This is a genomic window from Mesorhizobium sp. M1365, assembly GCF_040317865.1.
Taxonomy (GTDB): Bacteria; Pseudomonadota; Alphaproteobacteria; order Rhizobiales; family Rhizobiaceae; genus Mesorhizobium.
Window position 1 is genome coordinate 233,654 of sequence record NZ_JAMYLG010000002.1, and the last position, 22,318, is coordinate 255,971.

General features: G+C 61.6%; 24 protein-coding genes and 1 tRNA gene. 17 read left to right on the plus strand and 8 right to left on the minus strand.

The features are described from left to right. Window positions 1-104: 104 nt before the first annotated feature. The gene (gene gap, locus NKH04_RS03280) at window positions 105-1,115 is read right to left on the minus strand and encodes a type I glyceraldehyde-3-phosphate dehydrogenase (protein WP_352831391.1); all 1,011 of its coding nucleotides are present in this window, start codon (window positions 1,113-1,115) and stop codon (window positions 105-107) included. 158 nt (window positions 1,116-1,273) lie between these two features. After that, complete coding sequence (gene tkt / locus NKH04_RS03285) at window positions 1,274-3,265, minus strand: transketolase (protein ID WP_352613495.1); 1,992 nt, start codon at window positions 3,263-3,265, stop codon at window positions 1,274-1,276. A 260-nt stretch (window positions 3,266-3,525) separates the two neighbouring features. Here tkt and NKH04_RS03290 point away from each other — a divergent pair, with 260 nt between their 5' ends. The 4 genes from NKH04_RS03290 to NKH04_RS03305 all read left to right on the plus strand — a co-directional run bounded on the left by NKH04_RS03290 (window position 3,526) and on the right by NKH04_RS03305 (window position 6,026). Beyond that, a complete protein-coding gene (locus NKH04_RS03290; RefSeq protein WP_006200774.1) occupies window positions 3,526-3,798 on the plus strand; it encodes a DUF4164 domain-containing protein in 273 nt (90 codons plus the stop codon). Between the two features lie 4 nt (window positions 3,799-3,802). Further along, the gene (locus tag NKH04_RS03295) at window positions 3,803-4,168 is read left to right on the plus strand and encodes a cell division protein ZapA (protein WP_254816554.1); all 366 of its coding nucleotides are present in this window, start codon (window positions 3,803-3,805) and stop codon (window positions 4,166-4,168) included. Between the two features lie 175 nt (window positions 4,169-4,343). After that, on the plus strand, window positions 4,344-5,003 hold the full coding sequence (locus NKH04_RS03300; protein WP_023678511.1) for a peroxiredoxin: 660 nt from the start codon (window positions 4,344-4,346) through the stop codon (window positions 5,001-5,003). Window positions 5,004-5,153: 150 nt separating this feature from the next. After that, window positions 5,154-6,026 carry an MBL fold metallo-hydrolase gene (locus NKH04_RS03305; RefSeq protein ID WP_352831393.1) on the plus strand — a complete coding sequence of 291 codons (873 nt, stop codon included), beginning with the start codon at window positions 5,154-5,156 and terminating at the stop codon, window positions 6,024-6,026. A 182-nt stretch (window positions 6,027-6,208) separates the two neighbouring features. Here NKH04_RS03305 and NKH04_RS03310 read toward each other — a convergent pair whose 3' ends face one another. The 3 genes from NKH04_RS03310 to NKH04_RS03320 form a co-directional block, all read right to left on the minus strand. Further along, on the minus strand, window positions 6,209-6,721 hold the full coding sequence (locus NKH04_RS03310; protein ID WP_352540248.1) for a hypothetical protein: 513 nt from the start codon (window positions 6,719-6,721) through the stop codon (window positions 6,209-6,211). Window positions 6,722-7,155: 434 nt separating this feature from the next. Further along, a complete protein-coding gene (rpoH, locus tag NKH04_RS03315; RefSeq protein ID WP_023678514.1) occupies window positions 7,156-8,067 on the minus strand; it encodes an RNA polymerase sigma factor RpoH in 912 nt (303 codons plus the stop codon). A gap of 187 nt (window positions 8,068-8,254) precedes the next feature. Continuing rightward, window positions 8,255-9,295 (minus strand): RluA family pseudouridine synthase, encoded by a 1,041-nt coding sequence (locus NKH04_RS03320; RefSeq protein ID WP_352540247.1) that lies wholly within the window; start codon window positions 9,293-9,295, stop codon window positions 8,255-8,257. A gap of 26 nt (window positions 9,296-9,321) precedes the next feature. Here NKH04_RS03320 and NKH04_RS03325 point away from each other — a divergent pair, with 26 nt between their 5' ends. The 3 genes from NKH04_RS03325 to NKH04_RS03335 all read left to right on the plus strand — a co-directional run bounded on the left by NKH04_RS03325 (window position 9,322) and on the right by NKH04_RS03335 (window position 10,274). Continuing rightward, complete coding sequence (locus NKH04_RS03325; protein WP_352540246.1) at window positions 9,322-9,705, plus strand: fimbrial protein; 384 nt, start codon at window positions 9,322-9,324, stop codon at window positions 9,703-9,705. Beyond that, on the plus strand, window positions 9,702-10,109 hold the full coding sequence (locus NKH04_RS03330; RefSeq protein WP_352817759.1) for a VOC family protein: 408 nt from the start codon (window positions 9,702-9,704) through the stop codon (window positions 10,107-10,109). Before NKH04_RS03325 ends, NKH04_RS03330 begins: the two co-directional genes overlap by 4 nt. A gap of 90 nt (window positions 10,110-10,199) precedes the next feature. Further along, a tRNA-Glu gene (locus tag NKH04_RS03335) sits at window positions 10,200-10,274 on the plus strand. 512 nt (window positions 10,275-10,786) lie between these two features. On the opposite strand, the gene NKH04_RS03340 is transcribed toward NKH04_RS03335, so the two are convergent. Beyond that, window positions 10,787-11,854: an adenylate/guanylate cyclase domain-containing protein gene (locus NKH04_RS03340; protein ID WP_352540245.1), complete on the minus strand. Its 1,068-nt coding sequence runs from the start codon at window positions 11,852-11,854 to the stop codon at window positions 10,787-10,789. A gap of 115 nt (window positions 11,855-11,969) precedes the next feature. Between NKH04_RS03340 and NKH04_RS03345 the strand changes: the two genes are divergently transcribed. The 4 genes from NKH04_RS03345 (at window position 11,970) to tolA (ending at window position 15,061) form a co-directional block, all read left to right on the plus strand. After that, entirely contained in the window at window positions 11,970-12,410 is a 441-nt protein-coding gene (locus NKH04_RS03345) for an SRPBCC family protein (protein ID WP_008873905.1), read from the plus strand. A 406-nt stretch (window positions 12,411-12,816) separates the two neighbouring features. Then, window positions 12,817-13,398, plus strand: a complete 582-nt coding sequence (locus tag NKH04_RS03350) for a VOC family protein (protein ID WP_352540244.1) — start codon at window positions 12,817-12,819, stop codon at window positions 13,396-13,398. 27 nt (window positions 13,399-13,425) lie between these two features. Next, window positions 13,426-14,292, plus strand: coding sequence for a glutathione S-transferase family protein (locus NKH04_RS03355; RefSeq protein ID WP_352831418.1), 867 nt, complete (start codon window positions 13,426-13,428; stop codon window positions 14,290-14,292). 364 nt (window positions 14,293-14,656) lie between these two features. Then, on the plus strand, window positions 14,657-15,061 hold the full coding sequence (gene tolA, locus NKH04_RS03360) for a cell envelope integrity protein TolA (RefSeq protein ID WP_352471136.1): 405 nt from the start codon (window positions 14,657-14,659) through the stop codon (window positions 15,059-15,061). A 137-nt stretch (window positions 15,062-15,198) separates the two neighbouring features. On the opposite strand, the gene NKH04_RS03365 is transcribed toward tolA, so the two are convergent. Continuing rightward, entirely contained in the window at window positions 15,199-15,414 is a 216-nt protein-coding gene (locus NKH04_RS03365; RefSeq protein ID WP_352768213.1) for a hypothetical protein, read from the minus strand. Window positions 15,415-15,747: 333 nt separating this feature from the next. Between NKH04_RS03365 and NKH04_RS03370 the strand changes: the two genes are divergently transcribed. Beyond that, window positions 15,748-16,719 carry a DUF2865 domain-containing protein gene (locus tag NKH04_RS03370; protein ID WP_352831419.1) on the plus strand — a complete coding sequence of 324 codons (972 nt, stop codon included), beginning with the start codon at window positions 15,748-15,750 and terminating at the stop codon, window positions 16,717-16,719. A gap of 84 nt (window positions 16,720-16,803) precedes the next feature. Here the strand turns inward: NKH04_RS03370 and NKH04_RS03375 are convergent, their stop codons facing one another. After that, a complete protein-coding gene (locus NKH04_RS03375) occupies window positions 16,804-17,157 on the minus strand; it encodes a hypothetical protein (RefSeq protein WP_352831421.1) in 354 nt (117 codons plus the stop codon). 653 nt (window positions 17,158-17,810) lie between these two features. Here NKH04_RS03375 and pstS point away from each other — a divergent pair. The 5 genes from pstS to phoU are packed head-to-tail and all read left to right on the plus strand — an operon-like array spanning window position 17,811 to window position 22,316. After that, window positions 17,811-18,872, plus strand: a complete 1,062-nt coding sequence (pstS, locus tag NKH04_RS03380; protein ID WP_352685935.1) for a phosphate ABC transporter substrate-binding protein PstS — start codon at window positions 17,811-17,813, stop codon at window positions 18,870-18,872. Between the two features lie 59 nt (window positions 18,873-18,931). Continuing rightward, window positions 18,932-19,921 (plus strand): phosphate ABC transporter permease subunit PstC, encoded by a 990-nt coding sequence (pstC, locus tag NKH04_RS03385; RefSeq protein WP_352831423.1) that lies wholly within the window; start codon window positions 18,932-18,934, stop codon window positions 19,919-19,921. A 3-nt stretch (window positions 19,922-19,924) separates the two neighbouring features. Next, a complete protein-coding gene (gene pstA, locus NKH04_RS03390; protein ID WP_352613520.1) occupies window positions 19,925-20,776 on the plus strand; it encodes a phosphate ABC transporter permease PstA in 852 nt (283 codons plus the stop codon). Then, window positions 20,773-21,576, plus strand: a complete 804-nt coding sequence (pstB, locus tag NKH04_RS03395; RefSeq protein ID WP_352451144.1) for a phosphate ABC transporter ATP-binding protein PstB — start codon at window positions 20,773-20,775, stop codon at window positions 21,574-21,576. The genes pstA and pstB overlap by 4 nt, the downstream gene beginning before the upstream one ends. A 32-nt stretch (window positions 21,577-21,608) precedes the next feature. Then, window positions 21,609-22,316, plus strand: coding sequence for a phosphate signaling complex protein PhoU (gene phoU, locus NKH04_RS03400; RefSeq protein WP_023678534.1), 708 nt, complete (start codon window positions 21,609-21,611; stop codon window positions 22,314-22,316). Window positions 22,317-22,318: the final 2 nt, after the last annotated feature.

Below are 22,318 nucleotides of genomic sequence, written 5' to 3' on the forward strand. Positions count from 1 at the left end.
TTTTGACGCCCGGAGCGCAATCGCGCCGACCAAAGCGTGGGGCGGTCCTGCTCCAACAAAAACGCCCGGACGAAGCCGGGCGTTTCAGGTCGCGATGGGGAAGATCAGGCGATGGTCTTGCCGAAGGCGACCGCTGTGTCGCCCATGCGGTTGGAGAAGCCCCATTCATTGTCGTACCAGGACAGGACCGAAACGAAGTTGCCATCCATGACCTTGGTTTGGTCGAGCGCCATGACCGAGGAACGCGGATCGTGGTTGAAGTCGATCGAGACATTCGGATGGTGAGTGACGCCGAGAATGCCCTTCAGCTTGCCGTTGGAAGCGGCGATCACCGCCTCGTTGATTTCCTGCACGGTGGTCGAACGCTTGGCGATGAATTTGAAGTCGACGACCGACACGTTGGGGGTCGGCACGCGGATCGAGATGCCGTCGAGCTTGCCCTTGAGGTCGGGCAGCACCAGCCCGATCGCCTTGGCCGCACCGGTCGAGGTCGGGATCTGCGACAGGGCCGCGGCACGGGCGCGGTAGAGATCCTTGTGCATGGTGTCCAGCGTCGGCTGGTCGCCGGTGTAGGAGTGGATCGTAGTCATCATGCCCTTTTCGATGCCGACGGCGTCGTGCAGCACGGCCGCCAGCGGCGCCAGGCAGTTGGTGGTGCAGGACGCGTTGGAGATGACGATGTGGTCCTTGGTCAGCTTGTCGTGGTTGATGCCATAGACGACAGTGAGGTCGGCGCCCTCGGCCGGCGCCGAGACGACGACGCGCTTGGCGCCGGCAGTCAGGTGCGCGGCGGCCTTGTCGCGCGCGGTGAAGATGCCGGTGCATTCGAGCGCGATGTCGATGCCGAGTTCCTTCCACGGCAGCTGCGTCGGATCCTTGATCGCGGTGACCTTGAATTTTTCCTTGCCGACGGTGATCTGGTCGCCGGAGACCGTCACTTCATGCGGGAAGCGGCCATGCACGCTGTCGTAGCGCAAGAGATGCGCGTTGGTCTCGACAGGACCGAGGTCGTTGACGGCGACGACGTCGATGTCCTTGCGGCCGGATTCATGGATGGCGCGCAGGATGTTGCGGCCGATGCGGCCGAATCCGTTGATGGCAACTCTGACGGTCATTGTTCTCTCCCTGGGAGTTGGAGGCCGAAGATCAAGTCCGCAGCTTCATAACGGCGGACGGGCAAAGAATCCAGCCGCCGAGGCGTGGATTTAAATCGATTAGTGTTCCACCGCCCGGCAAAACCGCTATGCCAGCCTTTGCCGGGCGGGGCTCACTTTCATTTGCCATGCAGACGGGCTTCCGCCGCCTTCACCGTTGCCTCGGCTGTGATGCCGAAATGCGGGTAGAGCTGTTCGATGGTGCCGGAGGCGCCGAAGCCGGTCATGCCGACAAAGATGCCGTCGGTGCCGATGAAGTGATCCCAGCCCTGACGGATGCCGGCTTCGATGGCAATCTTGAGCGGCGCATTGCCGATCGTCCTGCTGCGATAGTCGGCGCTCTGCTTGTCGAACAATTCGAAACACGGCACCGAGACGACGCGGGTCGCGTGGCCGTGCTTTTCCAAGGCCTCGCGGGCGGCCAGCGCGATCTCGACCTCGGAGCCCGACGCGAAGATCGTCACCGCCGCCTCGCCACTGGCGGCGGCAAGTTCATAGGCGCCGCGGCTGGAGAGGTTTTCCGCAACGAAGTCGTTGCGTACCGTCGGCAGGTTCTGCCGGGTCAGCGCCAATGTCGAAGGCGTCTTTTCCGACTCAATGGCCAACTGCCAGCATTCCGCGGTTTCCACCGCATCGGCGGGGCGGAAGACATTGTGGTTCGGAATGGCGCGAAGTGCTGCCAGATGCTCGACCGGCTGATGGGTCGGGCCGTCTTCGCCAAGGCCGATGGAATCATGGGTCATGACGAAGATCGAGCGGATGCCCATCAGCGAAGCAAGCCGCATCGCCGGACGGGCATAGTCGGAAAAGCACATGAAAGTGCCGCCATAGGCGATAATGCCGCCATGCAATGTCAGCCCGTTGAGCGCGGCCGCCATGCCGTGCTCGCGAACGCCGTAATGAACGTAGCGCTGGCCGTAATCGTCGGCGGTGATGTTCTTGGTCTGGCTGGTCTTGGTGTTGTTGGAGCCGGTCAAATCGGCCGAGCCGCCGATGGTTTCGGGCACGGCGCCGTTGATGACCTCCAGCGCCATTTCCGATGACTTACGGGTGGCGACCTTCGGCTTGTCGGCGGCGAGCTTCTTCTTGTAATCGCCAATGACGGCGTCGAAGTTGGCCGGCAGCGTGCCACTGATGCGGCGTTCGAACTCGCTGCGCAATTTGGCATCAGCCTTGGCAAGGCGGCTTTCCCAGTCAGTGCGCGCCTTGACGCCTGTCCGCCCGGCGGTACGCCATGCGTCGAGGATATCGGCCGGAACCTCGAAGGGCGGATAATCCCAGCCGAAGAATTTTCTGGCGCCAGCGATTTCCTCGGCGCCGAGCGGCGAGCCATGCGCCTTGTTGGTGCCGGCCTTGGTCGGCGCGCCGAAGCCGATGGTCGTCTTGCAGGCGATCATCGTCGGCTTGTCGGAGTGGCGGGCCGCTTCGATGGCATAGGCGATCGCTTCCGGGTCCTGGCCGTCGATATGGCTGGCATTCCAGCCGGACGCCTGGAAGCGGGCGACCTGATCGGTGTTATCGGCGAGCGACACCGGGCCATCGATCGAGATGTTGTTGTTGTCCCAGAAGACGATCAGCTTGTTCAGTTTCAGATGCCCGGCAAGCGCGATGGCTTCCTGGGATACGCCTTCCATCAGGCAGCCGTCGCCGGCCAGCACATAGGTGTAGTGGTCGACGAGATCTTTGCCGAAAGCGGCATTCATGATGCGCTCGCCGAGCGCGAAGCCGACCGAATTGGCAAGGCCCTGGCCGAGTGGGCCGGTCGTCGTCTCAATGCCCGCGGCATGGCCGTATTCCGGGTGGCCCGCCGTCCTCGACCCCAATTGGCGGAACTGCTTGATCTGGTCGATGGTGATGTCTTCGTAGCCGGTCAGATAGAGCAGCGAGTAAAGCAGCATCGATCCGTGGCCGGCCGACAGGATAAAGCGGTCGCGGTCCGGCCAATGCGGGTTTTTCGGATCGTATTTGAGAAAGCGGGTGAACAGCACCGTGGCGATGTCGGCGCAGCCCATGGGCAGTCCGGGGTGGCCGGAATTTGCCTTCTCGACGGCGTCCATGGCGAGAAAACGGATCGCATTGGCCATCCGGTCATGTTGTTCGCGCGAGGTCATGCTTCCTCCAAAATGGGGGTTTGGGCCTTGGGAAAGCCCTTGAAAAGGGTGCGCGACACATAGCAGGCGCGGCCTTTTAGTCAACAAATCGGTGTGCTTTTGCCGGTCTTGTGATGGCCGTGCGCGACTTACATTAGCGTTAGCAGGGGACAGTCGCGACAGCTTTATTGACGTGCGGTTCACACGACGCGTAATGTTTCAGGGATAACGCGTTCTGAACGTGGATGATTCGGTGATGGGCAGGGCGCAGGACGAAAGCCATGACCGGGGAAACGACCCTCAAGGAAGTCATTGCCAGGCTGGGTAAGGCCATCGAAGGGCTGGAAAACGCCGTCGCGGCCAAGCTTGAGCATGAGCGGGACTATTCGGAAGCCGAGGCCGAAGTGCAGCGGATGAACGCCGACCGCTCGCGGCTGGCGCAGGAGCTCGACAATTCCGAGGCCCGCGCCGAACGGCTGGAAGATGCCAACAAGGAAGTGTCGCGAAGGCTGGTGACAGCTATGGAAACCATCCGCGCGGTACTGGACAGGTAGGCCAATGGCACAAGTCACGGTTTCCATCGACGGCAAGCAGTATCGGATGGCCTGCGACGAGGGCCAGGAAGAGCATCTGATCGATCTTGCCGAGCGCTTCGACCGCTATGTCTCGCATCTGAAGGATTCTTTTGGCGAGATCGGCGACCAGCGGCTGACCGTGATGGCCGGCATCATGGTCATGGACGAGCTTTCGGAACTGCAGAAGCGGGTCAAGGGCATGGAAAGCGAAGTGCTGACGCTGCGCAAGACGCGCGACGACGCACTGACCAAGGCCGACAAGAACGATTCCGTGCTGACCGGGGCGCTCGGCGCACTGGCCCAGCGCATGGAAGACCTGGCGACGACGCTGGCAGTGAACAAGGCCTGAACCAGCGCAGCGAAAATTCCTGCTGCATTTGCCGAGAAGCAATGAAAATATTTCGCCGCCGGCCTTGATGCCGGCGCAACAGGCGTTTGAAGGATGACGCCGGAGTGATAGAAAGGCAAAAGCAGCGCCGGGCAACGCCGGCTGCGATCTGCACGCACAGGGTAAGGGACACGTCATGAGCCTTCGCATCAACGATATCGCACCGGACTTCACCGCTGAGACCACGCAAGGACCGATCAGCTTCCATGAATGGATCGGCGACGGCTGGGCGGTATTGTTCAGCCATCCGAAGAACTTTACGCCGGTTTGCACGACCGAACTCGGCACAATGGCCGGGCTCGAAGGCGAGTTCAGGAAGCGCAACGTCAAGATCATCGGCATCTCGGTCGATCCCGTCCAAAGCCATGAAAAGTGGCAGAACGACATCAAGACCGCGACCGGTCATTCGGTGAACTACCCGCTGATCGGCGACAAGGATCTCAAGGTCGCCAAGCTTTACGAGATGCTGCCGGCGGGTGCCGGCGAGAGCTCGGAAGGCCGCACGCCCGCCGACAATGCCACGGTGCGTTCGGTTTACGTCATCGGGCCCGACAAGAAGATCAAGCTGGTTCTCACCTACCCGATGACGACGGGCCGCAACTTCGACGAAATCCTGCGCGCCATCGATTCCATGCAGCTGACCGCCAAGCACCAGGTGGCGACGCCGGCGAACTGGAAGCAGGGCGAGGACGTCATCATCACCGCTGCCGTCTCGAATGAGGATGCCATCAAGCGCTTCGGCGCCTATGAGACGATCCTGCCATATCTCAGGAAAACCAAGCAGCCTTCCGCCTGAGCAGGCAGAGGCGGCACAGAGAGTTTTCGGTTTTCCTGGCCGTGTGAGCATGGGGTGCTTGACGATGCCTGGTTGACGGACAACCATGCCTTTAATTTGCCGTGGCAGAGAAAATCCTTCCTGCCGTGGTGAGGGGCGAAGGAGGCTGGATTGGACGCATTATCGGCCAGGTCGCAGGTCACCGGCTTCTATGACAAGCCGAGCGGGTCCGTCCAGTATGTGGTCGCCGACATGGCGACCCGCAAATGCGCTATCATCGATCCGGTGCTCGACTTCGACGAAAGGTCCGGTGCAACGGCAACGAAAAACGCCGACGCCCTGCTCGACTTCGTCAGGGAAAGCGGGCTGGAGGTCGAGTGGATCCTCGACACGCATCCGCATGCGGATCATTTCTCCGCCGCCCATTATCTGAGGGGGAGAACCGGAGCGCCGACGGCAATCGGCGAGAAGGTCATCAACGTCCAGAAATTGTGGAAGGTGATCTACAACTGGCCGGAATTCCCCGCCGACGGTTCGCAATGGGACAGGCTGTTCGCCAACGGCGCAACTTTTTCGGTCGGCGGCATTGCGGCAAGAGTGCTGTTCTCGCCGGGCCACACACTGGCCTCGATCACTTACGTCATTGGCGACGCCGCCTTCATCCACGACACGCTGTTCATGCCGGACAGCGGCACCGCAAGGACAGACTTTCCGGGCGGCAGTGCCGAGCGGCTCTGGCGTTCGATCGAGGACATCCTGGCGCTGCCGGACGAGACACGTCTGTTCGTCGGTCACGACTACCAGCCGGGCGGTCGCGAAGCGCGGTGGGAAAGCACGGTCGCGGAGCAGAAAGCCGGCAACATCCATGTTGCCGGCTGCAAGACGGAAGCCGACTTCGTCGCGCTCCGCCAAGCCCGCGACAGGACGTTGCCGATGCCGCGGCTGATCCTGCACGCGCTGCAGGTCAATATGAATGGCGGACGCCTGCCGGAACCGGAATCCAACGGGCAGCGCTATCTGAAGTTTCCGCTCGATTGCCTGTGAGAGGATGGGTCGCTGGCACTACAATGCCATTCAGACTCGGCGCCGCCCTCATCGTTCTGCGATGGTCATCCAAGCTATTGATCCTGATTCGATTTTTGCGATGTTTGAATCCGATAGGTCTATGCGGGACGACGGTGGCGGCAGCCGGATGAGGAGCAGCGCAGACGCCAGCCAGTCGAGCGTCAGGGTTTTGTTCGGCGGGCTAAATGTTCATACATGATTTGCCAAGGATCGCTCTCGGAAGATCTTTCCTCGCCGATCCAATGGAAGCTGGTGGCAGTGATCTCGGTGAAACGCCATCGAGTTTGCAGACCGCGCGAGTCATTGCCGAGCTGGACAATGTCCTTACCCTCGGCCCGCCCGATCTGGCGCGAGTGATCCCGGTTGAGCGGGTCGTTCCATATGATATGCCAGCCATCGATCCCAGGGTCGAAGATGCGCAAGGTTGTGCCATACATCGCGGACGGAGCAGGGCGCTTGGGCCTGATCCAAACGTCCTGAATCGCGCGGCCTTCGAGCACCCAGCCAAAATGGCATTCGCCATCCCATTTCTGGATTGTGCCGTCGTCGAGGTAGTGGACCGAGTCCATCTCCCAGCTTCCAATTAGCCATCCATACAGGGCCATGTCTTTCGCTCGATCGGCTGGCGGACCGTCGGATCCGAGGGCGGCCAGAAACGGAGAAATCGTCATCATCACACTGCCTTTCGTTTCCAATAGACGAACTCAACTGCCCGACGGACCGTTGTCGCGCCCGCCTGCCGCAAGCGCCGGGTTGTGGAATGCCGCGGTCGGCGCCGCAACATTGCCGCCACAGCTTGCAGCCTTGCGGTTTTCAGGGCTTGGGGAAAATTGCGACAATGCCGCTATCAATGAGATCGTCTGGGGACGCCTGGCAAGGCTACTGAGCAGTTAGGGCGACGGATCGGACATCCGCGAAGGCGCCGCGGAACCGGCAACCCGCTAATGCATGTCGTGCAAAAGTGTGCAGCGGTTTTGCGATAACGACATGCATAAAAACAAGAATCTAAAGCGCGCCGCACAAGGCCGGCCCGAACGCGACGCGCTTTAGAAAAAAACGGCGGCGCCAGTTACCTGACGCCGCCGTTATTTGTTTCTACCGGAAGGCCTTACGCCGCCGGCTGCGCCTCGATGGTGCGCAGCGCCTGCGTCTGGCGCTTGGCTGCGGCCTTGACCGCGTCCTGCACCTTCTCGAAGGCGCGCACCTCGATCTGGCGCACGCGCTCGCGGCTGATATCGAACTCGGCCGACAGCTCTTCAAGCGTCAACGGCTCATCGGCGAGGCGGCGCGCCTCGAAGATGCGGCGTTCGCGGTCGTTGAGCACGGCAAGAGCGCCCGACAGCATGCCGCGCCGGTTTTCCAGCTCGTCCTGCTCGATCAGCATCTCTTCCTGGCTTTCGTGGTCGTCGACCAGCCAGTCCTGCCATTCGCCGGACTCGCCTTCACTGGCCCGGATGGGCGCATTGAGCGAGGCGTCGCCCGACAGGCGGCGGTTCATCGACACGACTTCCGCTTCCGAGACGTTCAGCCGGGTGGCAATCTCGGTGATCTGGTCCGGCTTCAAATCGCCTTCATCGAGCGCCTGGATCTTGCCCTTCACCTTGCGCAGGTTGAAGAACAGGCGCTTCTGGTTGGCGGTGGTGCCCATCTTGACCAGGCTCCACGAGCGCAGGATGTATTCCTGGATCGAGGCCTTGATCCACCACATCGCATAGGTGGCGAGACGGAAGCCGCGCTCCGGTTCGAATTTCTTGACGGCCTGCATCAGGCCGACATTGCCTTCCGAGATCACCTCGCCGATCGGCAGGCCGTAACCGCGATAGCCCATGGCGATCTTGGCGACGAGCCGAAGGTGGCTGGTGACGAGCTTGTGCGCAGCCGTCGTGTCCTCATGCTCGGCGTAGCGCTTGGCGAGCATGTACTCTTCCTGCGGCTGAAGCATCGGAAAGCGGCGGATTTCTTCCAGGTAGCGGCTGAGACCGCCTTCGCCGGAAACGATACTGGGTAATGACTGGGCCATGATAGCGCCCCCTCTCTATTGGAGTGATGCCCCCGAAACGCGGCGGGCATGTGGCGCGAATGCCAAAGGCACATTCGCGCCAACCGACATATATAGGAACAAAACCAGAAAGACAGGCATTTGTTCAACACGAAACAGTGTGTCACGTTGAAGTGAACAACGCCGGTCAGGTTTTCAGGTGGCTGGTTCAGAGCTTGCGGAAGCCGTCGACGAGTTCCTCCATGTCCCACGGTATCGGTGCTTCGAACCTCATCGTTAGATGGGTATCGGGATGGCGAAATGCAAGGAGGCGGGCGTGCAAAGCTTGTCGCGGAAACGCCTTTACCTTGCTTCTTAGCGGCTCGGGCAACCGATTGGCCTTGGTGCGGAAAGCCTGACCGTATTCGGGGTCGCCAATCACCGGATGGCCGATATGGGCCATGTGGACGCGTATCTGGTGAGTGCGACCGGTTTCCAGCCGGCATTCGACCAGGCTCGCCATGGCGAATTCCTGCTGCTGCTCGCCAAAGCGCTCAACGACGGTGAAATGCGTGACGGCGTGGCGGGCATCGTCGCGGCCTTGCGGCACCACGGCGCGGCGTACCCGGTCGGCGGCGCGGCCGAGCGGCGCGTCGACGGTCCCGGTCGGCCTTGCCGGTATGCCCCAGACCAACGCCAGATAGGCCCGCTCGAGATCGCCGGTCAGGCCGTGGTCGGCAAAGGCCTCCGACAACGCCTTGTGGGCGCGATCGGTCTTGGCGACGACCATGACGCCGCTGGTCTCCTTGTCGAGGCGATGGACGATGCCCGGCCGTCTCACCCCGCCGATGCCAGACAGGCTGTCGCCGCAATGATGGATCAGCGCGTTGACCAGCGTGCCGGTCCAGTTGCCGGCGCCGGGATGAACGACCAGCCCGGCCGGCTTGTTGATGACGATCAGCTCGCTGTCCTCGTAGAGGACGTCCAGCGCAATATCTTCGCCTTGCGGCGCCGCCGGTTCCGGCTCCGGCATATCAACCGACACGCTGTCACCTTGCGCCATCTTGCGCTTCGTTTCGCTGGCTGGCTTGCCGCCGATCCTGACGGCGCCCTGCTTTATCAGCATCTGTACCCGGCTGCGCGACATGTCGGGGCCGAGCCTGGCCGCCAGCCATTGGTCGAGCCGCTGGCCGGCCGCATCAGCGCCCGCCTCCAGGACGATCGGTCCGGCCCCTATTAATTGTCTGACCACTTCGTTATGAGCGCTCATCGAAAACAGTTCCGGAATCTGCTGCCATGGCCCGGCCGCTTGCCGACGAAGACGAGGAAAAGCCGCTCGACCCCGAGGTCGAAAAGGTGCGGAGGAAGCTCGTCCGCTTCGTCGCCATCAATCTCGGCCTGCTGTTCCTCGCCCTTATGGTGGTGATCGCGGCACTTGTCTACAAAGCGCGCAACGCGCCGCCTGCCGCCCCTCCGCTAAGCAGCGACATCCAGGTGCCGATCGGCGAGACGGTCAACGGCGACATCGTGCTGCCGGTCGGCGCCAGGGTGATCAGCCAATCGCTGTCCGGCAATCACCTGTCGATCGACGCAGAGCTGCCCGACGGCAGCCGCGCCATCTTCGTCTATGACATCACCGAGCGCCGCATCGTTGGCCATTTTTCGATCAGGAACAAATGACCGGTTTTGCCGAATACCGCAGCATTGCCACGGTCGCGCTTGTCGTCGCAAATTATGACGAGGCGATCTCGTGGTATGTCGACCGGCTGGGTTTTGTGCTCGCCGAAGATGTCGATCTCGGCGGCGGCAAACGCTGGGTCACGATCACGCCGTGCAACGGACAGGGTGCGCGGCTGCTTCTCGCCGAGGCATCCGGCGATGCGCAAAGGCACGCCATCGGCAACCAGACCGGCGGCCGGGTCTTTCTGTTCCTCGAAACCGACGATTTTGCCCGCGACTATGCGCTGATGCTCGAAAAGGGCGTTGAGTTCCGTGAGGCGCCCCGGCACGAGACCTATGGCACTGTGGCGGTTTTCGCAGATCTCTATGGAAATCTCTGGGACCTGATCGAGCCAAAACGCTAGGCTTGCAGCGGATACTTCACCGGCGCGATCGGCAGCCTTAAGCCTAGTTGCTTTTTGCCAGCCGTCAGCCTATATCGCCGGTTCTTGAACGCGCCCATCGTCTAGCGGTCAGGACACCGCCCTCTCACGGCGGGAACAGGGGTTCGATTCCCCTTGGGCGTACCAAGTCTCTCCAAGCTCTCGGCAAACCATCAATCCGATCCATCGCCTTGGGTCGCGGCGGGTCTGGCTCATTGCCGCTTCTGGTGAAGCGGAGCTGATTGCATTAGCATTGCATCGTGGGTCTTGAGGCACAGCGTTAGCGGCGCGCAGAACGTCGCGCTGAACAGGGCAGTCGATGCCACGCGGGGAGGAGCCAGATACAGAAACTACAATCACAAGGCGTCCATCACGCTGGTCGGCACTGCCTGGAGCCGACCTGAGCTACAGCTGCCGGCGGCGGATCGTTTTGGCGAACTCGGCGAAGGCGCCTCTCCCTCGAAGGGTGGATGCCGGGAAGGCCCTTAGCACCGGCCAGCGAAAGCTGCGCGCGACGCGCATGGCTGGGCTCTAAACGCGCCATACTCCAGTTGCAGTATCGTAGCTTCTTTGCCGTTCGAATTTCTCTCAGTCATGGCTTCGCACGATACCAAGATATGCTGCGAACGACACATCCACGGCGGGCTCAACCATTCGATCTATTCCGGCAAGCCGAAAAGTGTTTGCGCGCCTGCTATTCCTCCGAGCGGATGACTGCCCATGGCGATCATCGGCTCGGTAGTTTCTGCCTCGAACACTGTCGACGCGAGCACCGTCCGTCCCAACGGCTTGCACAGCCCTTCGATGCGGCTGACAAGATTTACAGCCTTGCCGATCGCGGTGAAGTCCAACCTGCCGGCAGTGCCGATATTCCCCCAGAGTATCTCGCCGACATGCAGGCCAATGCCATATCCGAGCTCAGGGCCGCCATTGCGGCGCCGAGTTTGGTTGAGATGATCTATCCCGGCGCGCGTGGCCTTCACGGCGCGTACCGCCGCGTCACATGCGGCATTTGCATCGCGCTCGCCAATCGGGAAAATCGCGAGGACGCCATCACCTATAAACTTGAGAACCTCACCACCAAATGCGTGCACCGCGCCGGCGACGCAATCGAACCAGGCATCAAGTACCAATACGATCTCGTCTGCATCATGAACCTCGGATAGATCGGTGAAACCTCGAAGGTCCGCGCACAGAAGCGCAGCCCGTATCGTCTCTCCCTTTACTCGACGAGAATGACCGTTGAGCACATGTGCTGCACTGCGCTTTCCCAAATATGCCTCGAGCAATGCGCGTTTCGCGGACCGTTCTGCGAGTGCGGTCATCGGAGCCGCAGCAAACCGGGAGATTTGCCGCAGCAGCTCTGACTGCGCCTCATCCGGAGTATGATCGAACGCCCACACCAAAGTCGGTGCGACACCGCCCGCTCGCTCGTCGAACACGATCGCCCGCGTCGTGCCAAGCCACTCCCGCAGCACGAGCCGGGGATCGGCATTCTGGCGGTCGGCGCCTATCCCCAAAGCCTCGACCACTTCACCCCCAGGCGCTCGCCAGAGCCAGATGCGGCGTGAGATAATCGGGTCGGGAGCATCCTGCGCCAGCGCGCCGGCGATGATCGGCAAGCCGTCTTCAATCAAATGCGTTGAGAGCTGCAATAGAAGTCGCCCACCGTCGCCAATATGCGCGGCGTCGTCCAGAAGGAATGAAAGCGACTTTGCGAGAAGCATGGGTAGAAGGTCACTCGGCACCGGCTTATGCTTACGCCTCGAACATCTTCTTGCAACTCCCCACATTCGCTTCAATCATGCAGGTATTCGCTGCGGATGTGACCTGGAGTGAGCGATGGCGGAATCGGTTTACACAGAGATTGAGGTCGCGGCGCCACAAGCGACCGTGTTCGCGCTTTTGACGGATCCGGACCAGATTGTGCGATGGATCGGGACCGAAGCGAATTTGGATGCAACGCCGGGCGGTCTGTTCCTCGTCAATGTCGGTGGTCGCCATATGGCGCGCGGTGAGTTCACCGAGGTGATCCCGGTCCACCGTCTTGCCTACAGTTTTGGCTGGGAAGACAACGAGACCGTGCCCCCCGGCTCCAGTCATGTCGAGATCGACCTGATCGCGAGGGATGCGGGGACACTGATCCGCTTCACGCACAGCGGACTGCCGAACGCAAAGGAGCGTGACAGCCACCGAAGGGGATGGGAGCACTACCTCTCAAGGCTGAAGATCACTGCCGATGGGGGACATGTCGATCCCGACGTGCCGATGAAGAATATGTGATTTTCGTCTAAGGGCCGCGGATGCCCGTAATCCGAACCAGGCGCGGCATGCGTCAACGAGGGCCCCTTTGACCTGCCGTCGCCAAACCGGCGCTCGGGAAACCCAGCGACCTGCGGGCCGCCGCACCACTACAGCTGCCGGCGACGGGTCGTTTCAGCGAGCTCGGCGAAGGCGTCCGCGATCCCGGTGCCGCTCTTGGCGCCTGCGTGGAGTTCTTGAAACTCAGCGCTTCTGGCGCAACGCCGCGGATTGAATTAGCATCCGTTCATCAAAGCTCCGGCCGCACTCCTGCAGGATGCGGAATGCGGAGCGCAGGCGAGCGAGGCCGGGCGCGGTCACATGCCAAGCGCGACTGGGCATCCGAACTTCCGTTCGGCGGCAAGACGGCGTGGCCGGGAGGAGTCAGATGCAAAAGCTGCAATCGCAAGGCGTTCATCACATCACGCTGGTCGGGGCCGGGCGCCAGACTTCCATCGATTTCTGGGAGGGCGTGCTTGGCATGCCTTTCATCTTCGAGCAGCCCAATCTCGATAAGGCAAGCGAAAGCCATCTCTATTTCGATCCGGGCGACGGCCGGCTGATCACCGTCTTCACCGACGAAAGCCGCACGCCGGTCAAGCGGCGCACGCCGACCGACACGGGCTGCGTCCATCATATCGCTTTCGCGGTGTCGCGCGTCACCTTTCTGCAGGCGGTTGCCCGGCTCGACGAGCGCGCCATCAAGCACAGCGGCGTCAAGGATCGCGGCTTCATGGACTCGATCTATTTCGAGGATCCGCTCGGCCTGCTGATCGAACTCGCCTCCTACCGTTTCGAACCGCCGGCGGGCTTCACCCATGCCGACGTGCTGATGCAGGCGCACAAGATCCGCGTCGCGCGCGGCGACTACAACATCGCCGAAGTGCACCTTGCCGATGCGATCCAGGCGCTTGTCGAGCGCTCGCGCACGACGTTGTCGGAGGATCGCGCACCGAAAAATCCATACTGACGACACGCCGAACAAAGGGAGGATACAATGGCGAAGACAGCAACCAAGAGTGCCACGAAGCCCGCGGCCAAGGCAGCCAGGCCAGGAGCGAAGCCGGCGGCCAAAGCCGCCGGCAAGTCAGCGGCGAAAGTGGCAAAGCCGGCGGCCAAGGTCTCCGCCAAGAAGCTGGCGCCGAAGGCCAAGGCGAAACCGGCGAAAAAGCCGGCGCTCACGCTCAGCATGCTGAAGCCCAGCGTCAACAATATGAGCGTTCGGGTGTTTGCACGCGCCGCCGGGCTCGATCATTCCGAAACCGACGTTTGGGGCCTCACGCGCTCGCCCGAATATATGGCGCGAAACCCGGCCCATCTTACGCCGATGATCGAGGACAAGGGCCTGCCGAGAGGTGTCTTGTGGGAAAGCTGCGCCATCATGCAGTATCTCGCCAACAAGCACGGGCTGGAGAAATTATATCCCAAGGCGCCGGCCAAGCGGGCAATGATCGACAGCGCCATGTTCTACCTGATCGGCACGCTCTACCCCTATGTGGCGCGCGCCACATATCCTGTACTGAATTTCCCGCAATATGCCGGCGAGGTCGGCCACAGCGACGCTCATCCCGACAAGAAGTCGGAAGCCCAGAAGGCCGCTATAGAAGCGATAGCCGAGCCGCTGGAGGTGTTTCATAGCTTCTTCAGGAACGGCAAGCCGTTCATCGGCGGCAAGAACCCGTCGATCGCCGACATCCGCCTGGCGGCGACGCTCGAATTCCTCGCCGTCATCGACTACGCGCTGCCCCAATGGGCAAAAGACTATATGGCGGCGATCGAGAAGAAGCTCGGCAAGGCCTATGCCGAGCCGGCCAGCGACGTGCGCGGCTATATCGCCTATGTGCGGTCGCAGGCCAACGCCTGAGGCACGTGCAGGCCGGCGATCGTCCGCACGTTCTGCGGGAGCCGGTAGTGATCTGAGGTAATTCTTTCTTACTCTCCCCTGTTTGCACGATGTGGGGAGCTTAAGGTTTCGTTAACCGAAACCCTTTCTACTGGTATCCACCTCCAGCTTGCGACCACGGATGTACTGGCGCGGATGGAAAGCAAAGGTCGGCTGCTCGCCGGCCTTTGCTTATTGCAGCCCTGCCGAAGTTTGCGGCTGACGGCGCTTCACGACGCCTGAATGGCTGATGAAGCGCGTTGCCGGCATCTTGCCATCGCCGATGTGGGCCCTACCATCGAAGTAGTCCCGTCCTCGATGGCGGTTCAAGGACAGAGGCCCTGTCATGAAAAGCATTGCTGGAATGATGGTGATTGCAGGCGCCATGCTGGCGGGTGCAGCCGGTCAATCGAATGCAGCGACGCTCAACACCATGCCCGAGGTCGGGGCTGCCATCCAGGCGTGCTGGACCCCTCCGGCGAATGCCGGGAATTCCACCGTCACCCTGAGCTTCAGCTTCAGGCGCGATGGCACGCTGATCGGCCGGCCCAAGCCGACCGCCATCCGCGTCGCCGGCGAGGAGAAGACGCGCCAAGCTTTTGTCGACGCGGCGGTCGCGGCCGTGGACCATTGCCTGCCGTTGAGCTTTTCACCGGCGCTGGCTGAAGGCATCCCGGGCAAGGTGTTCACTCTGCAATTCAACTCGCCCAAACAAGAACAGGCTGCACCGCGAGTGAAGGCTTCGCCTTGATCTTTTCCGACAACCGGATTCCACTTTTCGGGACCTAATGCATGTCGCGCAAAAGCGTGCAGCGGTTTTGCGACAACGACATGCATTAGACAAGAACCTAAGCGCGTCGCATGACGCCCGGTCGACCGCGATGCGCTTTAGTGGCGCCTTCGTCTCGCCTCGACATGTCGCGCCAGTTCCGGCACCTCGAAGACATAGTCGCTCCAAGCCGATTCCGGTATCTGGCCGGCGAGATAGCACTCCAGCAAAAGCCTCTGCTCGTGGTCGAGTGGCCTCGGTGCGCGTTCATGGTCCAACCAAAGTGAATGGAACAGATTCCTGGTCAGGTCCGCGACAGTGAAGTGGATCGACATTTGCGGTCTCCTCCTTTGGCCGCTCAACGCCGATCCCAGGGCTAAGGTTTCAGCGACGGCCGGCCGGTAACGCCGGATTGATCGCGATGCCGAACCCGCCGCGCGCATCAAACTTCGCCGTGGCGGGCGTCCGCCGGCGTTGCTGCCGGTTCGTCTCAATCTTGAAATAAAAATGTAATATTGAATTTACACGAGTGGATCTAATACACTAGAGCTAAAGTCTCTGGTGGCGGTTTGATCTACTTCAATTAGGAAAAACTGATTTAGCTAGTACTTATCCATAGTCGACAAAGAAATCCTGTTCTCGGTGCAACAAGGATAATGGTCGTTCCAATGACACGCTTCTGGCCCCTCACGATTCTGATGCTGGTGTCGGCAATAGCCGTTGCGCTCGGCACATCCTTCTCCTACGCGGATAGCTGCGGTGCCATCAGGAGCCAATTGCTTTCGGCGGGGCGCAGCGGCGGGACCAGCCCCGAGCTTGCCCAACTGCGCCGGCAACTCGCCGCGATTCAAAAGCTTGAGAGACAACGCAGATGCGCAGCGAAAACCGCCGGCTTCTTCTTCAATCCCTGCGCCGACCTGGTCAGCAGCAAGGCGGAGGTGCAACGGCAGATCGCCAGACTGTCGAATTCGAGCAGGGACACGTCCGGACTGAAGGCCAGGTTTGTCGCGCTGGGCTGCGCCGCCCCCGCTGCCAAGAAACAGCCGGCGCAGCAACGCACGGCACCCAAGGCCCAGTCCGCAGGCACAACAATTGGCGGCAATCGGATGCTGTTTTGCGTTCGCTTGTCGGACGGATATTTCTTCCCCGCGCCAAAATCGCAGTTCGCCAAGAGCGACGATCAGAGGGAAACGGTCGATCAGTGTCGCTACATCTGCGACGATGCCGGCGTCGACCTCTATACGCTGAGCGACGCCACTCGCGAGACCGAGGAGATGGTCGCGCTCGAGTCGGGAAAACCCTATGTGGAGCTACCTGCCGCGTTCCGGTACCGCGACGACGCGAACTTCAAGGCCTGCGACGTCAAGCGCTATTACCGGCGCGTCGCCGAGCTCAGGGCACGAACCGTGACACCGGCCAACATGACCAACGCCATCATACCGTTGCCGACGGCAAAGCCGGATCTTGGCGTCGTCGCGGAAATTCCTGAATCCGGGATCGAAACCGCCGGTGCCGCTCCGGCAGAGGCAAAAACGCAGGCTGCCGAAGTGCAGGGGGCTGCCCAGCATCAGTCGATCGAAAGAGCGATCGGCGCGCGGCCGGTGAGAGTGGTCGGGCCGGCCTTCTTCCCAGCGGACTGACCAAGGCGGGCGATGTTCCGAGACGGCTGGCCGGATAGCCGCTTCAAGGCCTGGAGCCGTGCGCATCAACCGACGGACGGTTGGCTATTCGCAGACCATGCGGGCCCGTTTGCCGGGCTCGCTGACATTCTTGCAAGTTAGCGGCTTCGTCGGCTCCGGCGACAGCATGGGCGGGTTGTTGGTGACCCTCCTCCGAGGCGCTGCAACGGAAGCCGCGCTCCTGCGCACCGCCGGCCTTTTCGGCGGTTGCGGCGCCACTGGAAAGACGTCGGTCTCCAGTTGCGACTGTTCGGCTTGCGCCTGCGGCGAAGGCCTGTCCCAGAAACGGCGAACATCGAGCGGCTTGGGAATGATGACGGTGCCGTCATAGCTGCGCGCGCAGCCGCTTCCCAGAGGCAGCGCCAGGCACAGGAAGACAGGCAGAATCCGTCGAGACATCAGCAATACCCCTGCAAGCTTATAACGCTGCTTCGGCCTAACCGACAACCGGCGGAATAGGGCGAAGGGAGTAGATACCGTGAAGTAGAGTCGTCGCACTTCCAGTGGAAGGCGTTGCTCGAAGATCGAGCGCCGGGTCGGGCGCGGATGGAGGTCCAGCGCGAGTTAGAACCTTGCGATTCGTCAACGCTTCCAGCGTAAGGCCATGGTGCGATCGCACCATACCAAAGCCGCGCTCAGTGGCGACAATGGGATATTCGAAGTTCCGCTCCTCCAGTTACGGGCGGGAGCAGCGACCGCCGGCAAGAAACAGGGTCAGATTTACCCCAACGGACCTGTTTCGGCGATGGCGCGGCCATGACACGTTCTGGCTGCATGCAACGCGCTCCCGTCCGGCTTTTTTCTTTTAAAGCCGGTGGCTGCGATCGCCGAGCAGACGATGCCGGCCGGAATTCACGCAAGCTGCTGATTCCAGCGGCAAACCGCGGCCCATGCCGACAAAAGCCCGCGGCCGCTCCTTCTTAACCCGGCTGGACGTCGTTACCGGAGCGACATGAAACTGTCATGCGACTGTAATAATCGGGGGCTATTGGCCTCAGCGGGCGCCGGAGGAATGGCGCCGAGAGACCATATTCCGAACAGGAGCAGGCCACATGAGACATTTCATCCGCTCGGCGGCCGTTGCGATTGCAATGGCTGCGGCGACGACCACCCTCACCCTGTCCGCCGCGCTCGCCGCGGACATCTCCGGCGCCGGCGCCACCTTCCCCTACCCGATCTATGCGAAGTGGGCCGACACCTACAAGAAAGACACCGGCGTTGGCCTTAACTACCAGTCGATCGGTTCCGGCGGCGGCATCAAGCAGATCAAGGCCAAGACCGTTACCTTCGGCGCTTCGGATGCGCCGCTCAAGGGCGACGAGCTTGAAGCGACCGGACTGGCTCAGTTCCCGATGGTGATGGGCGGCATCGTTCCCGTCGTCAATCTCGAAGGCATCAAGCCGGGCGAGTTGGTTCTCGACGGCCCGACGCTGGCCGACATCTTCCTCGGCAAGATCACGAGCTGGGATGACGAAGCGATCAAGAAGCTCAATCCCGACGTCAAGCTGCCTTCGCAGGCGATCGCGGTCGTTCACCGTTCCGATGGTTCGGGCACGACGTTCAACTTCACCTATTACCTCGGCGACGTCAGCGCGGTCTGGAAAGAAAAGGTCGGCGTCGACAAGGCCGTGGAATGGCCGGTCGGCATCGGCGCCAAGGGCAATGAGGGCGTTGCCAACAACGTCTCCCAGACCGGCGGCGCGATCGGTTATGTCGAATATGCCTACGCCAAGCAGAACAAGCTCACCCACACCGATATGATCAACAAGGACGGCAAGAAGGTCGAGCCCACCGCGGCGGGGTTCTCGGCGGCAGCGGCCAATGCCGACTGGAGCTCGCAGCCGGGCTATGGCGTCATCCTCGCCAACGAGCCGGGCGCCGAGTCCTGGCCGATGACGGCGGCAACGTGGATCCTGCTCTACAAGAAGCCGGATGATGCCGCGACCACCGGCGAAGCGCTCAAATTCTTCGCCTGGGCATACGACAAGGGCGACGAGATGGCCGGCGAGCTGGACTACGTTCCGATGCCCGACAAGGTGGTTGAGAGCGTCAAGGCCATGTGGGCCAAGGAAGTCGTCGGCGACGACGGCAAGCCGCTCTACTCGGCTATGTAATCTCCTCCAGGGAGGGCGTCGATGGCGCCCTCCCTGTTGCCTTTAATCGCGAGGACCCAATGACCATCGCTTCCGATGCCGTGCCATCATCTGCAGCAGCCCGGGCCAGGGAAGCTACGGTGCGGCGCTTCGCGCTCACAGATGCCATATTCCGCGGACTCACCCGCGCTTCCGCAATTCTTGTGCTGGTCATCCTCGGCGGTGTCGCCATCTCGCTGTTTGCCGGCTCATGGCAGGCGCTGTCGTCGTTCGGTTTTTCTTTCCTGACGACTGAGAGCTGGAATCCCGTTACGGAAAAATTTGGCGCACTGGCGCCGATCTACGGCACGCTGGTGACGGCGGCCATTGCCATCCTGATCGCGGTTCCGATCGGCATCGGCATTGCAATCTTTCTCACCGAGCTCTGCCCGCGCCCGCTCAGGCGTCCTATCGGCATAGCGGTCGAGCTGTTGGCCGGCATTCCTTCGATCATCTACGGCATCTGGGGCCTGTTCGTGTTCGCGCCGTTCCTGCAGACGACGATACAGCCCTTCATCATCAACATCTTCCACGGCGTGCCGGGACTATCCAGCCTTTTCGCCGGCCCTCCTTACGGCATCGGCCTTCTGACCTCGGCGCTGATCCTCGCCATCATGGTGCTGCCCTTCATCACCTCGATCACCAAGGACGTCTTCGATACGGTGCCGGCGGTGCTGAAGGAATCGGCCTATGGCATCGGTTGCACGACCTGGGAAGTGACCCGGCGCGTGGTCATTCCCTATACCCGCATCGGTATCATGGGCGGCGTCATGCTTGGCCTCGGCCGGGCACTCGGCGAAACCATGGCGGTGACTTTCGTCATCGGCAACGCACATCGCATCAGTGCCTCCCTGTTCGCGCCGGGCACGACGATCTCGGCGACCATCGCCAATGAATTCACCGAGGCCGACGGCGACCTCTACACCTCCTCGCTGGTTTCGCTCGGCCTGATCCTCTTCGTCATCACCTTCCTGATCCTCGCCGCCGCCCGCTATATGCTGATGCGGATCGACGCCCGTACGGGAGCCTGACCGATGTCGACATCCTCATCGCTCCACAGCCGCCGCAAAGCCAGGAATTCGGTGATGATGGCGCTTTGCGTCGTCGCCGCCGGCATCGGGCTTGCCTGGCTGGCGCTCATTCTCGGCGCGTTGGTCTATAAGGGCACAGCCGGGCTTTCGCTCGCGGTCTTCACCGAGATGACGCCACCACCGGGCGAGGCCGGCGGCTTGCTCAATGCCATCACGGGCAGCCTGCTGATGACGATCATCGCCGTTGTCGTCGGCACGCCGATCGGCGTGCTGGCGGGAACCTACATGGCCGAGTATGGACGCTTTTCGCGCATCACCACCGTCGTCCGCTTCATCAACGACATCCTGTTGTCGGCGCCGTCGATCATCATAGGCTTGTTTGTCTATGAGCTGATGGTGCGGCCAATGGGACATTTCTCGGCCATTGCCGGCGCCGTTGCGCTTGCCATCCTGGTCATTCCGGTGGTCGTGCGCACCACTGAAGACATGCTCAACCTGGTGCCGAACGCGTTGCGTGAAGCCGGTGCCGCGATCGGCGCGCCACGCTGGGTGGTGATCCGTTCGGTCGCCTACCGCGCCGCATTGTCCGGCATCGTCACCGGCATATTGCTGGCGATAGCACGCATTTCCGGCGAGACGGCGCCGCTGCTCTTCACCGCGCTCAACAACCAGTTCTGGAGCAGCAATATCAACGCGCCGATGGCCAGCCTGCCGGTGACCATCTTCCAGTTCGCTCTCAGCCCTTACGAGGAATGGCAGCAACTGGCGTGGACCGGCGCACTCATAATCACCCTGACGGTTCTGGGCTTGAGCATCCTCGCCCGCAGCCTTACCGGACGCAGAGAGGACAGATGACACAGATGTTGTCCCCAGACATGACGATGGCCGAAACGGTCGCCGAGAAGACGAAGATCGAGGTCAAGAACCTCAACTTCTACTACGGCCAGAGCAAGGCGCTGAAGGACATCAGCCTGTCGCTGCCCGAGCGCAGCGTCACGGCCTTCATCGGCCCTTCGGGCTGCGGGAAATCGACGCTGCTGCGTGTGTTCAACCGCATCTATGAGCTCTACCCAAAACAGACGGCCGAGGGCCAGGTGCTGCTCGACGGCAAGAACATTCTCGACCGGTCGCAGGATCTCAACCTCCTCAGGACCAAGATCGGCATGGTGTTCCAGAAGCCGACGCCGTTCCCGATGTCGATCTACGAGAACATCGCCTTCGGCGTCAGGCTCTACGAGAACCTCGGCAAGTCCGAGATGGACGGCCGCGTCGAACAGGCGTTGAAGCGCGCCGCGCTGTGGAGCGAGGTCAAGGACAAGCTCAACGCCAGCGGCTTGAGCCTGTCCGGCGGCCAGCAGCAGCGGCTCTGTATCGCCCGCACCGTGGCGGTGAAGCCGGAAGTCATTCTGCTCGACGAACCGGCTTCGGCGCTCGACCCGCTGTCGACTGCCAAGATCGAGGAACTGATCGACGAATTGCAAGCCGACTACACGATCGTCATCGTCACCCACAACATGCAGCAGGCGGCGCGCGTGTCGCGCCAGACGGCGTTCATGTATCTGGGTGAACTGGTCGAGTTCGACCGGACCGAGAAGATATTCACGTCGCCCCGCGAGAAGCGCACGCAGGACTACATCACTGGCCGCTTCGGCTGAGCCGTTCCGATCATGCATATGAGGACAGGACCATGGGCGAACACACAGTCGCTTCTTTCGACGAGGATCTCGAGCAGATCAGCAAGCTGATCCGCGACATGGCCGACCTCGCCGGTTCGATGGTCGGCGGGGCAACCAAGGCGCTGTTGAATTCCGACAACGTGCTGGCGCAACGCGTCGTTTCCGACGACGCCATCATGGATGCGCGTCAACGCGAACTGGACGACCGCGCCATCACCCTGATCGCCAAACGCCAGCCGATGGCCCACGATCTTCGCCATGTGGTCGGAGCGATCCGCATGGCGGGCGACCTCGAACGCATCGGCGACCTTGCCAAGAATATCGCCAAGCGCGTGAGTGCGGTCGGCCTCAGCGCCACGCCGCGGGACCTGTCGCATTCCATCGACGCGATGGCGCAGCTGGTTCTCATCCAGGTGCAGGGTGTCATCGAGGAATATGCTGCAGGCGATGCGGCCGCGTTGGCCAAGCTTCGTGCCGCCGACGAGCGCATCGACGTTAAATACACGTCCGTGTTCCGCGAGCTGTTGACCTACATGATGGAAGATCCGCGCAACATCACCGCTTGCACGCACCTGCTGTTCTGCGCCAAGAATCTGGAGCGGATCGGCGACCATGTCACCAACATCGCCGAAAATGCGTATTATGTGCTGACCGGCGAGCAATTGCCGGTCAATCGTCCGAAGCAGGACGAAACGACAATGTCCGCACCGGTGACATGATG